The sequence below is a fragment of the Cupriavidus sp. 05N38 genome (genome assembly GCF_056397345.1).
On sequence record NZ_JBFTNF010000029.1, the window covers coordinates 171,563 to 190,737 of the forward strand.

Genomic DNA, 19,175 nt, shown 5'->3' on the forward strand with positions numbered 1-19,175 from the left:
GCTGCATTGCAATGCTGCCGGCAGCGCGGGGCGGCCGTCACTTCAGTTCTTTCTGCATCACCACGTCGGGCAGCCATGTGACCAGGTCGGGCCACACGGTGATGATGCCGATGGCTACCACCATCATCATGAAGAACGGCAGCGATACCCGCGCTATGTAGTTGCTGTCCTTGCCCGTCATGCTCTGCAGCACGAACAGGTTGAAGCCCACGGGTGGCGTGACCTCGGCGATCTCGACCAGCAGCACGATGAATATCCCGAACCATACCAGATCGAAGCCCGCGGCCTGCACCATCGGCAGCACCGTGGCGGTGGTCAGCGCGATCATGGAAATGCCGTCCAGCGCGGTGCCCAGCAGGATATAGATCACCGTCAGCACGGCGATCAGCGACCACGGCGACAGGTGCATCGAAGCCACCCATTCGGCCAGCGCGCGCGGGATCCCCGTGAAGCTCATGGTCACCGACAGGAACGAGGTGGCGCCCAGCACGAACATGATCATGGCGGTCAGCCGCGTGGCCGACATGAGGCTTTCCCAGAACGCCTTGCGCGTCAGCGAGCCGCCCATCCACGCCAGTCCCAGCGACGCCACCACGCCGTAGGCGGCCGCCTCGGTGGCGGTGGAATAGCCGGTGATCATGATCCAGGTGATGAAGGCGATCAGGATCATGCACGGCATCAGCTGGCGCACCGAGGCCAGGCGCGAGCGCCAGTCGAAGCGCTCGGCCGGCGGTGTCTTGTCCGGGTTGGACAGCGCCCACACCACGATATAGCCGGAGAACAGCAGCATCAGCAGCAAGCCCGGCAGGAAACCCGCCAGGAACACCCGGATGATGGAGACGTCGGCCGACACCGCATAGACCACCATGGTGATCGACGGCGGGATCAGGATGCCGAGCGTGCCGGCGCACGACAGCGAGCCCAGCGTCACGCGCTCGTCATAGCCGCGCCGCGTCAGTTCCGGCAGCGCGGACTTGGCGATGGTGGCGCAGGTGGCCGCCGACGAGCCCGAGACGGAACCGAAGATGCCGCAGCCCAGGATATTGACGTGCATCAGTCGCCCGGGCAGCCAGTTCAGCCATGGCGACAGGCCGTTGAACATCTGCTCGGACAGCTTGGTGCGGAACAGGATCTCGCCCATCCATACGAACAGCGGCAGCGAGGCCAGGGTGTAGGAGGCGCTCGACGACCACCATGAGTTGGCCAGGTTGACCAGCGCATCGTGGTCGGCGAAGACCACCAGGCCCACCCAGGAGGTGACGGCGATGGCCACCGGGATCCACGCCCCGATCACCAGGAAGACGATCATCACCACCAGCAGGACCAGGGAAACAAGGATGGTGCTCATCAGACGGTCTCCCCGAAATCGCCGGCGGCCAGCTTGGCTTCCTGCGCCAGCTGGTAGCGGGGCTTCTGGCGGCGCGCCACGCGCAGCCACTCGTCGAGCACGGCCAGCGTGAAGCCGGCGCAGCCCAGCACGGCAAAGCTCTGCGGAATCCACAGGGGCACCACGATCTGGCCCTGCGAGACATCGCCGATTTCCCAGCTCTGCCAGGCGAAGCTGAACAAGGCCCAGGTGGCATAGGCCGCGAAGGCGGCGCAGATGGTCAGCGAAAGCAGTTCGAGCCACCAGCGCTGGCGCGGGCTCACGGCTTCGAGCAGCATTTCCACGCGCACGATGCCGCCGTGCTGGAAGGTCTGGCCGAGCACGAGAAAGGCGGAGGCGGCGCAAAGCCAGGCGACGATGTCGTCGCCGCCCTTGAAGATGATGGTGGTCTCGCGCGAGAAGGACATCAGGATCATGACGATGCAGACCCCGAGGATGCACAGCGCGCCGAGCACGGCGAGCAGGTCAAGCAGCCGGTCCAGCCAGCGCTTGTTGACAGCAGGAGCTTCCATGGCGGGTGAGGAGGGATGATGCGGTGAAAAGAGACGCGGGCCGCGGCGGCTGGAACGCTGCCGCGGCTACATGGGGGGCGCTTGCCGTTGCGCCGCTGCCCGCTGGTTTGTCGCCGGAAGCCGGCTTACTTCTTGTAGGCTTCGAGGATGGCCTTGCCGTCGTCGCCGGCGCTCCTGGCCCATTCGTCCACCATCGTCTGGCCAACCTTCTGCATGTCCTGCCTGAGCTGCGGCGAGGGCGGCTGCACGGCCATGCCGTTCTTGCCGAGCACGGCCAGGTATTCGCGCGTCTTTTGCTCGGAGACCTGCCAGCCGCGCTTCTCGGCCTCGGCCACGGTCTTGAGCACGGCGTCCTGTGTCGGCTTGTCCAGCGCGGCGAAGGCCTTCTTGCTGACCACCAGCATGTTCTTTGGCAGCCAGGCGTCCACCGTATAGAAGTACTTCACGCTCTCCCACACCTTGGTGTCGACGCCGGTGGCGCCGGAGGACATGAACGAGTTGACCGTGCCGGTGGCCAGCGCCTGCGCCAGGTCGGCGGCCTGGATGGTTACCGGCTGCGCGCCCACCAGTTCGGCGATCTTGGACGTGGCGGGGTTATAGGCGCGCCACTTCAGGCCCTTCATGTCGGCCGCGGCGTTGATCGGCTTGTTGGCGTAGATGCCTTGCGGCGGCCAGGCCACGGCGTAGAGCAATTTCATGCCTTGCTTGTCGAGCACCTTGTCGGTGACCGCGCGCGACGCCTGCCACAGCTTGTAGGAGTCCTGGTAGCTGGTGGCCAGGAAGGGCACCGCGTCCACGCCGAACACCGGGTTCTCGTTGGCCAGCAGCGACATCAGGATCTCGCCCATCTGCACCTGGCCGGTCTGCACGCCGCGCTTGATCTCGTTGGCCTTGAGCAGCGAGCCGTTGGGATGGATCACGATCTTGAGCTTGCCGCCGGTGGCCTTCTCCACATCGCTGGCCATCTGCTGCAGGTTCTCGGTGTGCAGGTTGTTGGTGGGGTAGCCGGTCGGCAAGTCCCACTTGGTCTGCGCCTGCGCCACGGGGGCCAGCATGGACGCGGTGGCGAGCACCCCGCCCAGCAGCATGTACTTCAGTGTTGCCTTCCCTTGCATCGATCTCTCCTGGTTTGTCGTTGCGGCTCGTTCTGTTTTTTTGCTGCTTCGGTGCTACCTGGGTTCTGCTTTGGCTCTGCTTCGGTTCTGCTTCGGCTCTGCTTCGGTTCTGCTTTCGGGTGCTGCCTTCGGGTGCTGCCTTCGGGGGCTGCCTTGTCCTGCGCGCGCCTCGCGCAAGTCCCGTGCGCGCAGGGCCTTTGTCTTTTCCTTGTCTTTGCCTTGTCTTCCCGTTGTCCTGTCTCTGTCTTGCCCGCGCGGACTGGCTCAGGGGCCACGCGGGCAAGCGCCTTGTCACGGTGCGGGCGCCTCAGGCGGCCGGCTTGACGATGTTCTCCAATGCAATTGCCGTGCCCAGCAACTGCGCGTCGCGCAGCGCGCCGTGCGAGAGCATGAGCCCGACCGGCAGTTCGTCCGGCTGGTGGCAGGGCAGGGAGATCGAGCAGCCGTCGAGGAAATTGAAGGCCGAGGTATTGCGCAACAGCAGCGCGTTGGTGCGGAAGAAAAGCGCGTCGTCTTGCGCCAGCGGCGCGATCGCGGGCGCCACCATCGGCACCGTGGGGCAGGCCACCGCGTCGAAACCGTCGATGCGCGCCAGCACGCGCGCGATCCAGCCGGCGCGCACGCGCATCAGGTCCACATAGTCGGCCGCGCCCATGGCGGCGCCGCGTTCGATGCGCATGGCCACGCGCGGATCGTATTGTTCGCGCCGGCTGGCCAGCGTGCCGCGATGGATGGCGTAGGCCTCGGCAGCCGTGAAGCCGCCGGCCGCGTTGATCGCGGGCAGCTCGGCCAGCTCCGGCAGGTCGATCTGTTCGATCCGCACGCCGGCCGCGGAAAGGCGGGCCAGGGTCCGGTCGAAGGCGCGCGCCACGGTGGTGTCCAGGTCGTCCAGCAGGTACTGGCGCGGCACGGCCAGGCGAATGCCGGCCAGGGCCTTGCTGGCCGGCACCACGGCCTGGTCCGCGATGACGCTGTCCACCAGCGCGCAGTCATGCACCGAACGGGCCATCGCGCAGGCCGTGTCGAGCGTATAGGACAGCGGGAAGGCCCCGTCGAGCGGCACCCGCCGGGCGGTCGGCTTGAAGCCGGTCAGCCCGCAGAGCGCCGCCGGAATGCGGATCGAGCCGCCCGTGTCGCTGCCCAGCCCGGCAACCGCCAGGCCCAGCGCCACCGACACCGCCGCGCCCGACGACGAGCCGCCGGGAATGCGCGCCACGCCGGCATCGGCCGGATTCACCGGCGTGCCGAAATGCKGGTTGATGCCGACGCCGGAGAAGGCGAACTCGGTCATGTTGGTGCGCCCCACCAGCGCCGCGCCGGCCTCGCGCAGGCGGCGCACCACGGTCGCATCGGCCGTGGCCGGGGCCGCGTCGGCGCGCACCGGGGAGCCGGCGCGGGTGGTCTGGCCGGTGACGTCGAACAGATCCTTGACGGACACCGGCAGGCCGGCCAGCGGGTGCAATGGCTGGCCGGCCTGCGCGGCGGCATCGGCCGCGCGCGCGGTCTCGGCCGCGGTGTCGAAGGTGGGGTGGAGCAGGACGGCTTGCGCCGCGGGTTGCCGCGCCAGATGGGCGGCTTCGGCAATCACGCCGGCACGCGATGCGGTGCCGTCGCGAAGTTTTGTCTGTAATGTATGGATATCCGTGGGCATTTGGCTCGCGATCAGTTGCGCTTGGCAGGGTTCGGATCGAGTCTAGCCAGTGCGCCGGCGCGGCGCAACCAGGCTGCGCAAGGGTTGTCCGTTGTCCCCGCGATAGTGCGTAAACGGTTTTGCCTGCCCTCTCTTCGTGCAGAATCCACTGCCACGTCCCCGATGTTTTGCTTGGATTTATTTGGCGTTTATCCTCATAATTTGTTAATAAACTGTCAAGCCAAATCTGTGCGCGAGGCCATCGGGGATATACCTAGTCGCTCCGGATTGCCCGTGTCACGCCGGCTCATGGAATCAACAACGAGAGAGGAGTGAAGACATGGCTCGTAAGCCAGCCGCCGGCCAGGTACCGGCCGAGCACGACAATGCCGGGCAGCAGGGCGCCGCCAGGGCGGAAGCGGGCGCGCCGCCGCGCGCGCTCGGGCCCAATATCGTCTCGTCTTCGCACCTGGTGTCCGAGCGCAGCCCCGAGTTGTCCGAGTTCGAGTTCGGCCTGAATACGGCCTATAACGCCTACAGCCGCTGGGTGGTGCGCTGCATGGGCGCCTCCGGCGTGCGCGACCTGACCTTTCTGGACGTGCTGGTGCTGCATCACGTCAACCACCGCGCCCGGCCCAAGCGGCTGGCCGATATCTGCTTCGTGCTGAACGTGGAAGACACGCACCTGGTGACCTATGCGCTGAAAAAGCTGCAGGGCATCGGGCTGGTCGAGGGCGAACGGGTCGGCAAAGAGGCGACCTACACCACCACGCCGGCCGGCACCCAGGCCTGTGCCCGCTATCGCGAGATCCGCGAGCAATGCCTGACCAGCAACTTCACGGCGGGCAGCGCGGAGAACATCGAGATCGGCGAGCTGGCACGGCTGCTGCGCGTGCTTACCGGCCTGTACGAGCAGGCCGCGCGCTCGGCCACATCGCTGTAGCCCCGGCCGCCAGCGAGCGCTCCTGCGCGCACGGCGGCTTGCGCTGCCGGCGTGCCGCCCGCGTACCCGACATTTCCACCACGATAAACAAGGAAGCCACCGCATGTCGCAGCCATCCTCCGCCGCCTTCGTCCCGGACCGCCGCCGCTGGCAATTCTGGATCGACCGTGGCGGCACCTTCACGGACGTGGTCGGGCTGCGCCCCGACGGCACGGTGGTCACGCACAAGCTGCTGTCCGAGAATCCGGAGCAGTACAGCGACGCCGCCGTGGCCGGCATCCGGCACCTGCTGGGCCTGGCGCCCGGCGAGCCGGTGACGCCGGCGCTGGTGGAGGTGGTGAAGATGGGCACCACGGTGGCGACCAACGCGCTGCTCGAGCGCAAGGGCGAGCCGCTGGCGCTGTTCATCACGCGGGGCTTTCGCGATGCGCTGCGCATTGCCTACCAGAACCGGCCGCGCCTGTTCGACCTGAACATCGTGCTGCCCGAACTGCTCTACCGCGAGGTGGTGGAAGTGGGCGAGCGGATCGATGCCCAGGGCAATATGGTCACGCCGCTCGATGAAGCCGCGCTGCGCGCGGACATGCAGCGCGTGTTCGCCGGCGGCACCCGCGCCATCGCCATCGTGTTCCTGCACGGCTACCGCGAGCCGGCGCACGAGCGGGCCGCGGCGCGCATCGCGCGCGAGACCGGCTTTACGCAGATCTCGGTCTCGCACCAGGTGTCGCCGCTGATGAAGCTGGTCTCGCGCGGCGACACCACGGTGGTGGACGCCTATCTCTCGCCGATCCTGCGCCGCTACGTGGAGCAGGTCGAGCAGCAGATGCCGGGCGTGCGGCTGCAGTTCATGCAAAGCAGCGGCGGCCTGACCGACGCGCACCGGTTCCAGGGCAAGGACGCCATCCTGTCCGGCCCGGCCGGCGGCATCGTCGGCATGGTGCGCTCGTCGCAGAGCGCCGGCTTCGGGCGCATCATCGGCTTCGACATGGGTGGCACCTCCACCGACGTGTCGCATTTCAATGGCAGCCATCCCAACGATTTCGAACGCGTGTTCGAGACCAGCGTGGCGGGCGTGCGCATGCGCGCGCCGATGATGAGCATCCACACGGTGGCCGCCGGCGGCGGCTCGATCCTGCATTTCGACGGCAGCCGCTTCCGCGTGGGCCCGGATTCGGCCGGCGCCAACCCGGGGCCGGCCAGCTACCGGCGCGGCGGCCCGCTGGCCGTGACCGACTGCAACGTCATGCTGGGCAAGATCCAGCCGCGCCATTTTCCGAGCGTATTCGGGCCCCGCGCCGACGCGCCGCTGGACCGCGACGCCGTGCTGGCCCGCTTCGGCGAGCTGGCGCGGGCCGTCAGTGCCGCCACCGGCGACGCGCGCAGCCCCGAACAGGTGGCCGAAGGCTTTATCGAGATCGCGGTGGGCAATATGGCCAACGCGATCAAGCAGATCTCGGTGCAGCGCGGCCACGACGTGACCGGCTACACGCTCACCACCTTCGGCGGCGCCGGCGGCCAGCATGCCTGCCTGGTGGCGGACGCGCTCGGCATGCAGACCGTCTTCGTCCACCCGCTGGCCGGTGTGCTTTCTGCCTACGGCATGGGGCTGGCCGACCGCACCGCGATGCGCGAGCGCGCGGTGGAAGCGCGGCTCGACGCCGATGCCCTGCCGGCCCTGCAGGCCACGCTCGACGCACTGGCCCAGCAAGCGCGCAACGAACTGCTGGAGCAGGAAGTGGCCGACGCGCAGATCGACGTGGTGCGCCGCGCCCACCTGCGCTACGAGGGCACGGACTCCGCGCTGGTGGTGCCGTTCGGCACCTTGCCGGCCATGCAGGCCGCGTTCGACGCCGCCTACCGCCAGCGCTACGCCTTCCTGATGCAGGGCAAGCCGCTGATCGTGGAAGCCGTGTCGGTGGAAGCCATCGGCAGCAGCGAGCCGCCCGCGGAAAAACTGCCCGAGCCGCTGCCGCGCAGCGGCGGACCGGTGCCGGCCGAGCAGGTGCGCATGTTCAGCGGCGGCTCCTGGCACGACACGGGCTTGTTCCCGCGCGACGCGCTGCGCCCCGGCGACGTGCTGCCCGGCCCGGCCATCATCGCCGAGCGCAACGCCACCACCGTGGTGGAGCCCGGCTGGCAGGCCGAGCTGACCGCGCGCGACCACCTCGTGCTGACGCGCGCGGTGCCGCGCCCGCAGCGCCGCGCCATGGGTACCGATGCCGACCCGGTCATGCTGGAGGTCTTCAACAACCTGTTCATGTCGATCGCCGAGCAGATGGGRCAGCGGCTGCAGAACACCGCCTACTCGGTCAACATCAAGGAGCGGCTCGACTTCTCCTGCGCCATCTTCGACGCCGACGGCAACCTGATCGCCAACGCGCCGCACATGCCGGTGCATCTTGGCTCGATGGGCGAGAGCATCAAGACCGTGATCGCACGCAATGCCGGCGGCATGGCCGACGGCGACGTCTACGTGCTCAACGATCCCTACAACGGCGGCACGCATTTGCCCGACGTGACGGTGATCACGCCGGTATTCGACGAGGCCGGCGCCGGGATCCTGTTCTACGTGGGCTCGCGCGGGCATCACGCCGACATCGGCGGCATCACGCCGGGCTCGATGCCGCCGGACTCCACCGTGGTGGAAGAAGAGGGCGTGCTGATCGACAACTTCCCGCTGGTCACGGCCGGCGTGCTGGACGACGCCGGCATGCGCGCGCTGCTGGCCGACGGGCGCTACCCGGCCCGCAATATCGACCAGAACATGGCGGACCTGCGCGCCCAGGTGGCGGCCAATGCCAAGGGCGTGGAAGAGCTGCGCAAGATGGTGGCGCAGTTCGGCCTGCCGGTGGTGCGCGCCTATATGGGCCACGTGCAGGACAACGCCGAGGAAGCCGTGCGCCGCGTCATCACCGCGCTCAAGGACGGCAGCTACGACTACCCGCTCGACAACGGCGCGCGCATCCAGGTCAAGGTGACGGTGGACCAGGCCCGGCGCGAAGCCGTGGTGGACTTCACCGGCGCCTCGGCGCAACTGCCCAACAACTTCAACGCGCCGCGCGCGGTGTGCATGGCGGCAGTGCTCTACGTGTTCCGCACGCTGGTCGACGAGGACATCCCGCTCAACGCCGGCTGCCTCAAGCCGATCAAGGTCATCATCCCGGAGGGGTCGATGCTCAACCCGCGCTATCCGGCCTCGGTGGTCTCGGGCAATGTGGAGACCTCGTCCTGCATCACCAACGCCCTGTATGGCGCGCTGGGCGTGGTGGCGGCCAGCCAGGGCACCATGAACAACTTCACCTTCGGCAATGCGCGCTACCAGTACTACGAGACCATCTCGGGCGGCAGCGGGGCCGGCGACGGCTTCGACGGCTGCGACGTGGTGCAGACCAATATGACCAATTCGCGGCTGACCGACCCGGAAGTGCTGGAATGGCGCTTCCCGGTACGGCTGGAAAGCTACGAGATCCGCCCGGGCTCGGGCGGGGCGGGGCGCTGGCACGGTGGCAGCGGCGGCATCCGCCGGGTGCGCTTCCTGGAGCCCATGACCGCGTCGATCCTCTCCAACAACCGCCTGCACGCGCCGTTCGGCATGGCCGGGGGCGCGCCCGGCGCCACCGGGCGCAACTACGTGGTGCGGCGCGACGGGCGGGAAGAGGCGCTCGGCCACGTCGGGCGCTGCGAGATGGAGGCGGGCGACCTGTTCGTGGTGGAAACGCCCGGGGGCGGGGGCTTCGGCGAGGCCTGAGCGTGCCGCGTTGCGGGCCGCCGAAGCGGCCCGCGCGTGGTGTCGCGGGCCGTGAGTGGTCCCGGCGCCGCTTCGCGCCCAGATCAACCGGGTAGCCGGGTAGCCGGGTAGCCGGGGCGTCGCCGGCTCTGCTGCAACGCGGGAAAGGTCCGCCGACAAGGTATAATGCCGGTTTCCCGCCAGCACGGCGCCCCAACCAGCGGCGCCGGCCGGTAGCAGCCCCTACCTCCTGCCCTCCCGACCGCTCAGACCATGGCGCATTTCTCGTGCTTCCCCGGCGCATTGGCCCTTTCTGCCTTCCGCCAGCAACGCCTGCTCACCGCCCTCAAGCAGATCGACGCCGACATCGAGTCGGTTCACGGCCAGTTCCTGCACTTCGTCGATTCCGATGTGCCGCTGTCGCAGGACGACAGTGCCCGCATCGGCGCGCTGCTGACCTACGGCGCGCCGTTCGAGCCACAGGCCGAAGGCGACCGCTTCGTGGTGATCCCGCGCTTCGGCACGATCTCGCCGTGGGCCAGCAAGGCGACCGATATCGCGCATAACTGCGGCTTCGCCAGCGTGCACCGCATCGAGCGCGGCATCGAGATCACCGTGATCTGCAAGAAGGGCCTGCTGCGCGGGCGCAAGACGCTGGACGCCGGCACGCGCGCCGCCGTGGCCGCCCATCTGTTCGACCGCATGACCGAGGCCGTGGTGGCCGCGCGCGAAGACGCGGCCGGCCTGTTCCAGGAACTGCCGGCCAAGCCGCTGCGCTTCATCGACATCTCGGGTGGCCGCGCCGCGCTGGCGCAGGCCAATACCGAGATGGGCCTGGCGCTGTCGGAAGACGAGATCGACTACCTGGTGGACGCCTACGCCCGGCTGGGCCGCAACCCGACCGACGTCGAGCTGATGATGTTCGCGCAGGCCAACAGCGAGCACTGCCGCCACAAGATCTTCAACGCCACCTGGACCATCGACGGCGTGCAGCAGGACAAGTCCCTGTTCGCCATGATCCGCAATACGCACCAGCTCAACCCGCAAGGGTCGATCGTGGCGTACTCCGACAATTCGGCGGTGATGGAAGGCGGCGTGGCGGAGCGCTGGTTCCCGCGCGGCAGCGAGCAGAAGTACGGCCGCCACGAGGCGCTCACGCACACGCTGATGAAGGTGGAGACCCACAACCACCCGACCGCCATCTCGCCGTTCCCCGGCGCCTCCACCGGTGCCGGCGGCGAGATCCGCGACGAGGGCGCCACGGGCCGTGGCGGCAAGCCCAAGGCTGGCCTGACCGGCTTCACGGTCTCCAACCTGATGCTGCCGGATGCCGTCGAAAGCTGGGAAAACGCGCGCGATGCCGCCCAGCCGGTGGCACACCGCAATCCCGACGACAAGCCCGCGGTCACCGGCAAGCCGGACCGCATCGCCTCGCCGCTGCAGATCATGACCGAAGGCCCGCTCGGCGGCGCCGCCTTCAACAACGAATTCGGCCGTGCCAACCTGGGTGGCTACTTCCGCGTCTACGAGCAGAACGTGGGCGGTACCGTGCGCGGCTATCACAAGCCGATCATGATCGCCGGCGGCATCGGCGCGATCGATGCCAGCCATACCCACAAGAACCCGCTGCCCGCCGGCACCCTGCTGATCCAGCTGGGCGGCCCGGGCATGCGCATCGGCATGGGCGGCAGCGCCGCCAGCTCGATGGCCACCGGCACCAACACCGCCGACCTGGACTTCGATTCGGTCCAGCGCGGCAACCCGGAAATGGAGCGGCGCGCGCAGGAAGTCATCAACGCCTGCTGGCAGCTCGGCGACGACAACCCCATCCTGTCGATCCACGACGTCGGCGCGGGCGGTATCTCCAATGCCTTCCCCGAACTGGTGGACGGCGCCGGCCGCGGCGCGCGCTTCGACCTGCGCCAGGTGCACCTGGAAGAGTCCGGCCTGAGCCCGGCCGAGATCTGGTGCAATGAATCGCAGGAGCGCTACGTGCTGGCCATCGCGCCGGATTCCTTCCCGCTGTTCCAGGCCATGTGCCAGCGCGAGCGCTCGCCGTTCGCGGTGGTCGGCGTGGCCACCGAAGAGAAACAGCTGCAGCTGGTGGACGCGCACGTCGACGCCTCGCTCAAGGAACACTACGCGGTCGACATGCCGATGGAAGTGCTGCTCGGCAAGCCGCCGCGCATGCACCGCGACGTCCGTCACGTGGAGCAGGCGCTGCCGCCGGTGGACGTGACCGGCATCGCGCTGGAGCAAGCCGTGCGCGACGTGCTGCGCCACCCCACCGTGGCCAGCAAGTCCTTCCTGATCTCCATCGGCGACCGCACCGTGGGCGGCATGAACGCGCGCGACCAGATGGTCGGTCCCTGGCAGGTGCCGGTGGCCGACGTGGCCGTGACCACGCTCGACTACAAGGGCCGCGCCGGCGAAGCCATGACCATGGGCGAGCGCACCCCGCTGGCCGTGATCAACGCCCCGGCCTCGGGCCGCATGGCCATCGGCGAGGCGCTGACCAACCTGGCCGCCGCGCCTGTCATGGACCTGGGCAAGGTCAAGCTGTCCGCCAACTGGATGGCCGCGTGCGGCGTGGACGGCGAGGACGCCAAGCTCTACGACACCGTGCACGCGGTGGGCATGGAACTGTGCCCGGCGCTCGGCATCAGCATCCCGGTGGGCAAGGATTCGCTGTCCATGCGCACCAAGTGGGAAGAGAACGGCATCGCCAGGGAAGTGGTGGCGCCGGTCTCGCTGATCATCTCGGCCTTCGCCGCGGTGGACGACACCGACCGCACCCTGACGCCGCAACTGCGCACCGATGCCGGCGACAGCGTGCTGATCGCCATCGACCTGGGCCGCGGCAAGAACCGCCTGGGCGGCAGCATCCTGGCGCAGGTCACGCAGCAGGTGGGCGACGCCGCGCCGGACGTGGACAGTGCCGAAGACCTGAAGAACTTCTTCAACGTCATCCAGCGCCTGAACCGCGAAGGCAGGCTGCTGGCCTACCATGACCGCTCCGACGGCGGCTTCCTGGCGGCGCTGGCGGAAATGGCCTTTGCCGGCCACTGCGGCCTGTCGCTCAACGTCGACATGCTGGCGCTGGACCCGCAGCAGGAGCAGGACTACGGCGACGCCAAGAACTGGGCCCAGCAGATCGGCGAGCGCCGCAACGACCAGACCCTGCGCGCGCTGTTCTCGGAAGAACTCGGCGCGGTGATCCAGGTGCGCCTGGAAGAGCGCGACGCCGTGTTCGGCGTGCTGCGCGAAGCCGGCCTGTCCGCCTGCAGCCACGTGGTGGGCAAGCCCAACACGACCGACCAGATCGAGATCTACCGCGACGCCAAGAAGGTGTTTGGCGCCGCCCGCGGCGAGCTGCAGCGCAACTGGAGCGAAGTCAGCTGGCGCATCGCGCGCCTGCGCGACAACCCCGCCTGCGCCGACAGCGAATACGACCGCCTGCTCGACGCCGCCGACCCCGGCATCTCGCCGGTGCTGACGTTCGACCCGGCCGAGGACATCGCCGCGCCGTTCGTGGCCACCGGCGCCCGTCCGCGTGTGGCCATCCTGCGCGAGCAGGGCGTCAACTCGCAGATCGAGATGGCCTACAGCATGGACCGCGCGGGCTTCGACGCGCACGACGTCCACATGAGCGACCTGATCGCCGGGCGCGCCAGCCTGGCCGATTTCAGCGGCTTCGTTGCCTGCGGCGGCTTCAGCTACGGCGACGTGCTGGGCGCCGGCGAAGGCTGGGCCAAGACCATCCTGTTCAACGCGCAGATGGCCGAGCAGTTCGCCGCCTTCTTCAACCGCCAGGACACCTTCGCGCTGGGCGTGTGCAATGGCTGCCAGATGATGAGCAACCTCGCCCCGATCATCCCGGGCGCGGGCGCGTGGCCGAAGTTCACGCGCAACCAGTCCGAGCAGTACGAAGCACGCTTTGTCACCGTGGAGGTGCAGTCCTCGCCGTCGATCTTCTTCGCCGGCATGGAAGGCAGCCGCATCCCCATCGTGGTGGCGCATGGCGAGGGCTTTGCCGACTTCTCCCAGCAGGGCGACCAGAAGCAGGCCCAGGTGGCGCTGCGCTTCGTGGACAACCACGGCGCGCCCACCCAGACCTACCCGCTCAACCCGAACGGGTCGCCCGAAGGCATTACCTCGGTGACCACCGTGGACGGCCGCTTCACCGTGCTGATGCCGCACCCGGAACGCGTGTTCCGCACGGCCACGATGAGCTGGGCGCCGGATGCGTGGAAGCAGATCCCCGATGGCGGCAGCCCCTGGATGCGCATGTTCAGGAATGCCCGCAAGTGGGTGGGGTGATCCGCTCGCGCGTCGACGACATGCAAAACGGGCCCTTCGGGGCCCGTTTTTCATTCCCGGCGGCCAATCATCCGGCCAGCGTGCTCCACGCCTGGTAGACGTAGTAGAGCGGTCGTTGCGGATCGGAGCGTTGCGCCGCGTCGGGTGCGGCGCCGCGTAGCTGCATGGTGACCAGCACCATGCGCGCGGCCTTCACGGGGGAGTAGCGGTCGCGTAGCGGAAGCATGGGCAGCACGGCCCGCCACTCGGGCGGCAGGCCGTCGTGGCTGAAGGTGCCGAGCGCACAGTAGCCCCAACCTTCGGAAGTCATATGCCAGAGTTGCCGGGATGCGCTGCCTGATGCCATGGTCTCCCTCGTCTGTTGCGGGGCCCGCGGCGGGAGGTGATGTGCGGGTGTGAGCCATGCGCGGCCGTGCGCGCATCGAGCGGCGGCGGCCGGGCGGATGCTCTCGATCTTACGCACGAGTGACCGCGCTGGGAATCCTTGCTGGCCCCGGACGGCGTGTCTTTGGTGATAAATGTGTGCGTAGCGCCATATTTGGCGGCGGGCGCGTGGCTGTCTGGCGCGGGGAACCGCCTGTGCGTCACCTGCCGCTAGTCACTTTTTCAGGTCCGGGCCAGGTCCTGGGCCAGGCTCTCTCAGATCCCGCTGAACCAGTTGTAGCCCTGGTCTTCCCAGTAGCCGCCGGGATTCTCGTTGGTCACGAACAGCGCGGCGATATGCTTGGGGTTCTTGAAACCGAGCTTGGTCGGCACGCGCAGCTTGAGCGGATAGCCGTACCTGGCAGGCAACGGTTCGCTGCCGAAATCCAGCGCCAGCATGGTCTGCGGGTGCAGTGCGGTTTCCATGTCGAGGCTGGAGTAATAGCGGTCCGCGCACTTGAAGCCGACATAGCGCGCGGTGGTGTCCGCGCCGATACGCTGCAAGAAGGTCCGCAACGGCACGCCGCGCCATTCACCGACGGCGCTCCAGCCTTCGATGCAGATATGGCGGGTGATCTGGCCAGCCTGCGGCAGCGCGCGCAATTGCGCCAGGCTCCAGCTGCGCTTGTCGGCGACCAGGCCGGAGACTTCCAGCTGGTAGTCGTTGCCGTCTACCTCGGGTACGTCGAACTCCTGGTAGAAGGCGTTGAAGGGGAAGGGCTGCGTGATCTGGCTGCGCGCATAGGTGGGCGCCAGCCGGTCGCGGCTGAACAGCCAGGCCTGCACGCGGTCGTTCCAGCGCGACATGGACCATAGCACCTTGTCCACGGTGTCGCCGTCCTGCAGCGTGCAGCCGGCCAGCATGGATACGGCACCGAGCGAAAGCGATGAGCGCAGGAACATGCGCCGCTGCAGCCGCGGCTTGAAATCCGCCGCGCTGATGCGCTCCCGCGAGGGCGTGGCGATGGCGGCGCCTGCCGCGCGCGGTTCGCCTGCGGAGCGCGCGGTGGCGGGGATATCCTGGGTAACGGGACGCGCGATCCGCGTCTTTCCGGACGGCTCGCTCATGCTTCGGCTTCTCCATGATGACCGCGCCCCGCGCGGCCCGTGAACATCGGCAACAGGGTCGACGGTACCGCGATGACGAGCACCAGGTGCACCACGACAAAGGCGACGATCCCGGCCATGGCGCCGAAGTGCACATAGCGGGCCGTATCGAAGCCGCCGAACAGGTTCGCCAGCCAGTACAGCTGCACGGGCTTCCAGATCGCCAGGCCGGAGGCCACCACCAGCGCGCCGAGCAGGAGCACCGCCACGTACATCAGCCTTTGCACCGCGTTGTACACGCCGGGCCGGTGCGGCAGGCGCAGGCGCAGCGCAAGGCCCGCGTCGCGCAGCGCGGCGCGCGCGCTCAGGGGCAGGAAATGCCGGCGGAAGTGCCGCGTGGCGAAGCCATGGCCGAGGTAGAGCAGGGCATTGGCGCACAGCAGCCACATCGCGGCGAAATGCCAGGCGATGGAGCCGCCCAGCCACCCCCCCACCGTCGCCCACGCAGGAAAGCGGAAGGCGAACAAGGGCGACGCGTTGTAGATGGCCCAGCCGCTCATCACCATGCACGTCATGGCGAAGGCGTTGATCCAGTGCGCGGCGCGCACGGCCAGCGGGTGGACGATGGCACGCCGCGCGGCGCGGGCGGGGGTTGGCTTGTGCATGGCCGGTGACCTTACATCGGCGGCACGACGCCGTTCTTGCCGGCCGAGATGAAGCGCGCGGTCAGCGCGCCGTCCGGTGCCTTGGCGGCGAACAGCACGACATGCGTGCCCGGCACCAGCAGCGAGCGGTCGCCGGGTTCGAGATTGACGATAGGCACGTCGACCGGGATCACGATGCGCTTTTCGCCTTCGGGATACTTCACGGTAATGGTGCGGCCGTTGCTGACCACCACGCTGCCGACCGTGCCGTTGGTCATGCTGCTGTTCTTGCCCAGGTCCCATGCGCGATGGCCTTCGCCGCTGCCGCGCATGCTGGGCGGGAACACGTGTACTTCGAGCGCTTTGAGCGAACCGTCGGCCTGTGGCACCGCGGCCGAGCCGATATAGCTGCCGGCCTTGATCTCGTCGATCTTGGCGAGGGTCACGCCGCGCACCGCGGTGTCCTTGCCCAGGCCGATGTCGAGCTCCTGGCCCGAGCGGGTGCGCACCTTCAGCGTGTCGCCGGCAAAGGCCGTCACGGTGCCGCGCACGCCGGTGGGCGCGCTGGCCGGGGCGGCGGCCGGGGCCGCTTGGGCCAGCGCCGCGGGGGCGCCTGCAATCGCGGCGCCGGCCAGCATGGCGGCGGCCAGTACGGTACGCGTCAACTTGCTCGAAACGATCTTCATTCTGGCACTCCGTGCAGTGAAAGGTGCGGGCCAGATTAGGGCTCGAAAGCGGTCGTCCGAGTGACCGTTTGATGACAAAAATGTCATCAGCGGCGGGCTCGCGGTGGCTAGAATGGCAGCACACCAGCCGAACCGATTTGCGCATCATGAGCATCCTCGTCATCGAAGACGATCCCAAGACCGGCGACTACCTCAGGAAAGGGCTGCGCGAAAGTGGCTATGCCGTGGACCTCGCGCGCACTGGCACCGACGGGCTGCACATGGCGCTGGAGCACGCCTACGACCTGATCGTGCTCGACGTGATGCTGCCCGGCATCGATGGCTGGGAGATCATGCGCACCTTGCGCGCGCGGCGCGACCTGCCGGTGATCTTTCTGACCGCGCGCGATCATGTCAATGACCGCATCCACGGCCTCGAGCTCGGCGCGGACGACTATCTCGTCAAGCCGTTTTCGTTCATCGAGCTGGTGCTGCGCATCCGCACGCTGCTTCGGCGCGGCGTGGTGCGCGAAGCCGAGCTGTTCGAGTTCGCCGACCTCAAGCTCGATGTCATGCGCCGCAAGGTCACCCGCCAGGGCGTCGAGATCGCGCTGACCAACAAGGAGTTCCTGCTGCTGCACCTGCTGGTCAAGCGCCAGGGCGAGGCGCTGTCGCGCACGCTGATCGCCTCGGAAGTCTGGGACATGAACTTCGACAGCGACACCAACGTCGTCGATGTGGCGATCAAGCGGCTGCGCGCCAAGGTGGACCAGCCCTTCGAGAAGAAGCTGATCCATACCGTGCGCAGCATCGGCTACACCTTCGGCGACAGCGCATGAACGCCCGGCCCAGGCGGGCGCCGTCGCTCACGGCGCGCACCACGCTGTCGTTCGCGCTGATCGCCTGCGTAGTGATCGGCGCGCTGGGCGCCTATTTCTACCAGTCCGTCAAGACCTCGATGGAAGCGCGCGCCGATCTCCAGCTGATCGGGCGTGTCACGCATTTCCGCCGGCTGGCCAGCAACGTCTATACGGTCTCGGAACTCAAGGACCGTCCGCTGCTGTTCGAGACCATGCTCGGCGCCGAGCGCGACGTGCTGATCTTCCGCAAGCCGGGCGAGCCGCCGTTCATCCACGTCAACCCGGATGGGCTCGAAGTGCCGGCGGAACTGGGCCCGCTGATGCCGGGCGACGGCGTCGGCCTCACGCCGGACAGCATCCTGCGCACGCGGCTGGCCAACGGCGTGCCGATCCACTGGGCGGCGGCGCGCGCGCGTTCGAACGAAGACGGCAGCGTGGTCGAGGTGATCGCCGCGCATCCGCTGGGCAATGAAGTGCAGATGCTCGCCGCCTACCGCGACCGCGTGCTGCTGGGCACGCTGGTGGGCATGCTGGCGGCCACGGCGCTGGCCGTCGTTGCCATCCGGCGCGGGCTGCGGCCGGTGGGCAGCATTGCCGCGCGGGCCGCCGAGATCGGCCCCGCCAGCTTCACCGTTCGTCTCGACGAGCACGGCGCGCCGGCGGAACTGCACGGCCTGGTGCGGGCATTCAACGCGATGCTGGACCGGCTGGGTGAAGGCTACGAACGCCTCTCCCAGTTTTCCGCCGACCTCGCGCACGAGATCCGCACGCCGGTGGGCGCGCTGATCGGGCAGACGCAGGTCACGCTGAGCAAGGCGCGCCGGCCCGAGGAATACCAGGAACTGCTCGAATCCAACCTGGAAGAACTGAGCCGCCTCGGCAATATCGCCGAGAACATCCTGTTCCTCGCGCAGGCGGACCACGCGCGCCTGACCATCGAGCATGCAGCAGTGCCGCTGCAGGCCGAACTCAACAAGATCGCGGAGTACTTCGAAGGCCCGGCCGACGAAAAAGGCATGCGCTTCGAGATCGCGGCGGAGGGCACGCTCTGGGCCAATCCGCTGCTGTGCCGCCGGGCCATCAACAACCTGGTGGTCAACGCCGTGCGGTACGGCACCCCGGGCACCGTCATCCGTCTGAGCGGCGTGCACCAGGCCGGTGGCACCGTCGTTGCCGTGGAGAACCAGGGCGACGACATTCCGCAAGAGCAGTTGCACCGCCTGTTCGACCGCTTCTACCGCGGCGACGTGGCACGCAGCCAGGTGGCCGAATCCAACGGACTCGGACTCGCCATCGTCAAGGCCATCATGACCCTCCACGGCGGCCAGGCCGAAGCGACTTGTCCCGCGCCGGGACGCCTGCGCTTTGCGCTGCATTTCCCGCCCGCTTCGCCCACCGCATAGGCGCTTTCCGCGTTCCCGCGGGCCAGCCGGGCCCTGCGCGCATCTCGCGTTCCTTTCCCGCACCGGTCGTTCGCCAGTCCGCTGCCGACCGGCCCGGGGCGGCCTTGATACGTCCTGAGACGTCCTGATGCGTCCCTGATGCGTCCCTGATGCGTCCTCCCGCGCGCCCCTGACGCATTCCCTGCCGCGCCATCGCCGGGCCGCCACCAGCTCTCGCGCGATCCTGCCTATCAGACCATGCCGTATGGTCTGCGGGAAACTTGCCATATCTCGTTCGGACGTTTCCGCCCCTCAGACGGCCTCCGCGCTTGTACCATTTCTTCGGTCGCCATCGCGTGATTGCCGTGGCGAATTTCCGGAAGATCGCGGTGACGAAGCCGGGCGCCTCTTGCGCCAGGCTGAAGCAACGTTTCGTCTTAGCTACTGAAGTCCACCGGGCGTCCGGCAGCTTGCCGCGCGCCGCAGGCATTTCCCGACGCACCGTCCCCCTGCGCCGAAG

General features: G+C 68.3%; 13 protein-coding genes. 5 read left to right on the top strand and 8 right to left on the bottom strand.

Annotation, left to right across the window (positions count from 1 at the left end; all coding sequences use genetic code 11):
* Window positions 1-37 precede the first annotated feature (37 nt).
* The 4 genes from AC1DK4_RS21320 to AC1DK4_RS21335 all read right to left on the bottom strand — a co-directional run bounded on the left by AC1DK4_RS21320 (window position 38) and on the right by AC1DK4_RS21335 (window position 4,665).
* Window positions 38-1,348, bottom strand: a complete 1,311-nt coding sequence (locus AC1DK4_RS21320) for a TRAP transporter large permease (RefSeq protein WP_441615801.1) — start codon at window positions 1,346-1,348, stop codon at window positions 38-40.
* Entirely contained in the window at window positions 1,348-1,899 is a 552-nt protein-coding gene (locus AC1DK4_RS21325) for a TRAP transporter small permease subunit (protein ID WP_441615799.1), read from the bottom strand. Before AC1DK4_RS21325 ends, AC1DK4_RS21320 begins: the two co-directional genes overlap by 1 nt.
* Before the next feature lie 125 nt (window positions 1,900-2,024).
* Entirely contained in the window at window positions 2,025-2,987 is a 963-nt protein-coding gene (locus AC1DK4_RS21330; protein ID WP_441616494.1) for a TRAP transporter substrate-binding protein, read from the bottom strand.
* A gap of 334 nt (window positions 2,988-3,321) precedes the next feature.
* Complete coding sequence (locus tag AC1DK4_RS21335; RefSeq protein ID WP_477131769.1) at window positions 3,322-4,665, bottom strand: amidase; 1,344 nt, start codon at window positions 4,663-4,665, stop codon at window positions 3,322-3,324.
* Window positions 4,666-4,984: 319 nt separating this feature from the next.
* On the opposite strand from AC1DK4_RS21335, the gene AC1DK4_RS21340 reads away from it, so the two are divergent.
* From AC1DK4_RS21340 to purL, 3 genes are all read left to right on the top strand, one after another.
* A complete protein-coding gene (locus AC1DK4_RS21340) occupies window positions 4,985-5,587 on the top strand; it encodes a winged helix DNA-binding protein (RefSeq protein ID WP_441615795.1) in 603 nt (200 codons plus the stop codon).
* A 103-nt stretch (window positions 5,588-5,690) separates the two neighbouring features.
* On the top strand, window positions 5,691-9,335 hold the full coding sequence (locus tag AC1DK4_RS21345; protein WP_441615793.1) for a hydantoinase B/oxoprolinase family protein: 3,645 nt from the start codon (window positions 5,691-5,693) through the stop codon (window positions 9,333-9,335).
* 252 nt (window positions 9,336-9,587) lie between these two features.
* The gene (purL, locus tag AC1DK4_RS21350; RefSeq protein ID WP_441615791.1) at window positions 9,588-13,634 is read left to right on the top strand and encodes a phosphoribosylformylglycinamidine synthase; all 4,047 of its coding nucleotides are present in this window, start codon (window positions 9,588-9,590) and stop codon (window positions 13,632-13,634) included.
* Window positions 13,635-13,701: 67 nt separating this feature from the next.
* Here purL and AC1DK4_RS21355 read toward each other — a convergent pair whose 3' ends face one another.
* The 4 genes from AC1DK4_RS21355 to AC1DK4_RS21370 form a co-directional block, all read right to left on the bottom strand.
* The gene (locus AC1DK4_RS21355; protein WP_441615789.1) at window positions 13,702-13,944 is read right to left on the bottom strand and encodes a hypothetical protein; all 243 of its coding nucleotides are present in this window, start codon (window positions 13,942-13,944) and stop codon (window positions 13,702-13,704) included.
* A 329-nt stretch (window positions 13,945-14,273) separates the two neighbouring features.
* Window positions 14,274-15,125, bottom strand: a complete 852-nt coding sequence (locus AC1DK4_RS21360; RefSeq protein ID WP_441615788.1) for a molybdopterin-dependent oxidoreductase — start codon at window positions 15,123-15,125, stop codon at window positions 14,274-14,276.
* Window positions 15,122-15,769: a cytochrome b/b6 domain-containing protein gene (locus tag AC1DK4_RS21365; protein WP_441615786.1), complete on the bottom strand. Its 648-nt coding sequence runs from the start codon at window positions 15,767-15,769 to the stop codon at window positions 15,122-15,124. The genes AC1DK4_RS21360 and AC1DK4_RS21365 overlap by 4 nt, the downstream gene beginning before the upstream one ends.
* A gap of 11 nt (window positions 15,770-15,780) precedes the next feature.
* Window positions 15,781-16,434, bottom strand: coding sequence for a hypothetical protein (locus AC1DK4_RS21370; protein ID WP_441615784.1), 654 nt, complete (start codon window positions 16,432-16,434; stop codon window positions 15,781-15,783).
* 146 nt (window positions 16,435-16,580) lie between these two features.
* Between AC1DK4_RS21370 and AC1DK4_RS21375 the strand changes: the two genes are divergently transcribed.
* Together AC1DK4_RS21375 and AC1DK4_RS21380 are read left to right on the top strand one after the other, a co-directional pair.
* Window positions 16,581-17,252, top strand: coding sequence for a heavy metal response regulator transcription factor (locus AC1DK4_RS21375; RefSeq protein WP_441615782.1), 672 nt, complete (start codon window positions 16,581-16,583; stop codon window positions 17,250-17,252).
* Entirely contained in the window at window positions 17,249-18,676 is a 1,428-nt protein-coding gene (locus tag AC1DK4_RS21380; protein ID WP_441615780.1) for a heavy metal sensor histidine kinase, read from the top strand. Before AC1DK4_RS21375 ends, AC1DK4_RS21380 begins: the two co-directional genes overlap by 4 nt.
* The last annotated feature ends 499 nt before the right edge of the window (window positions 18,677-19,175 follow it).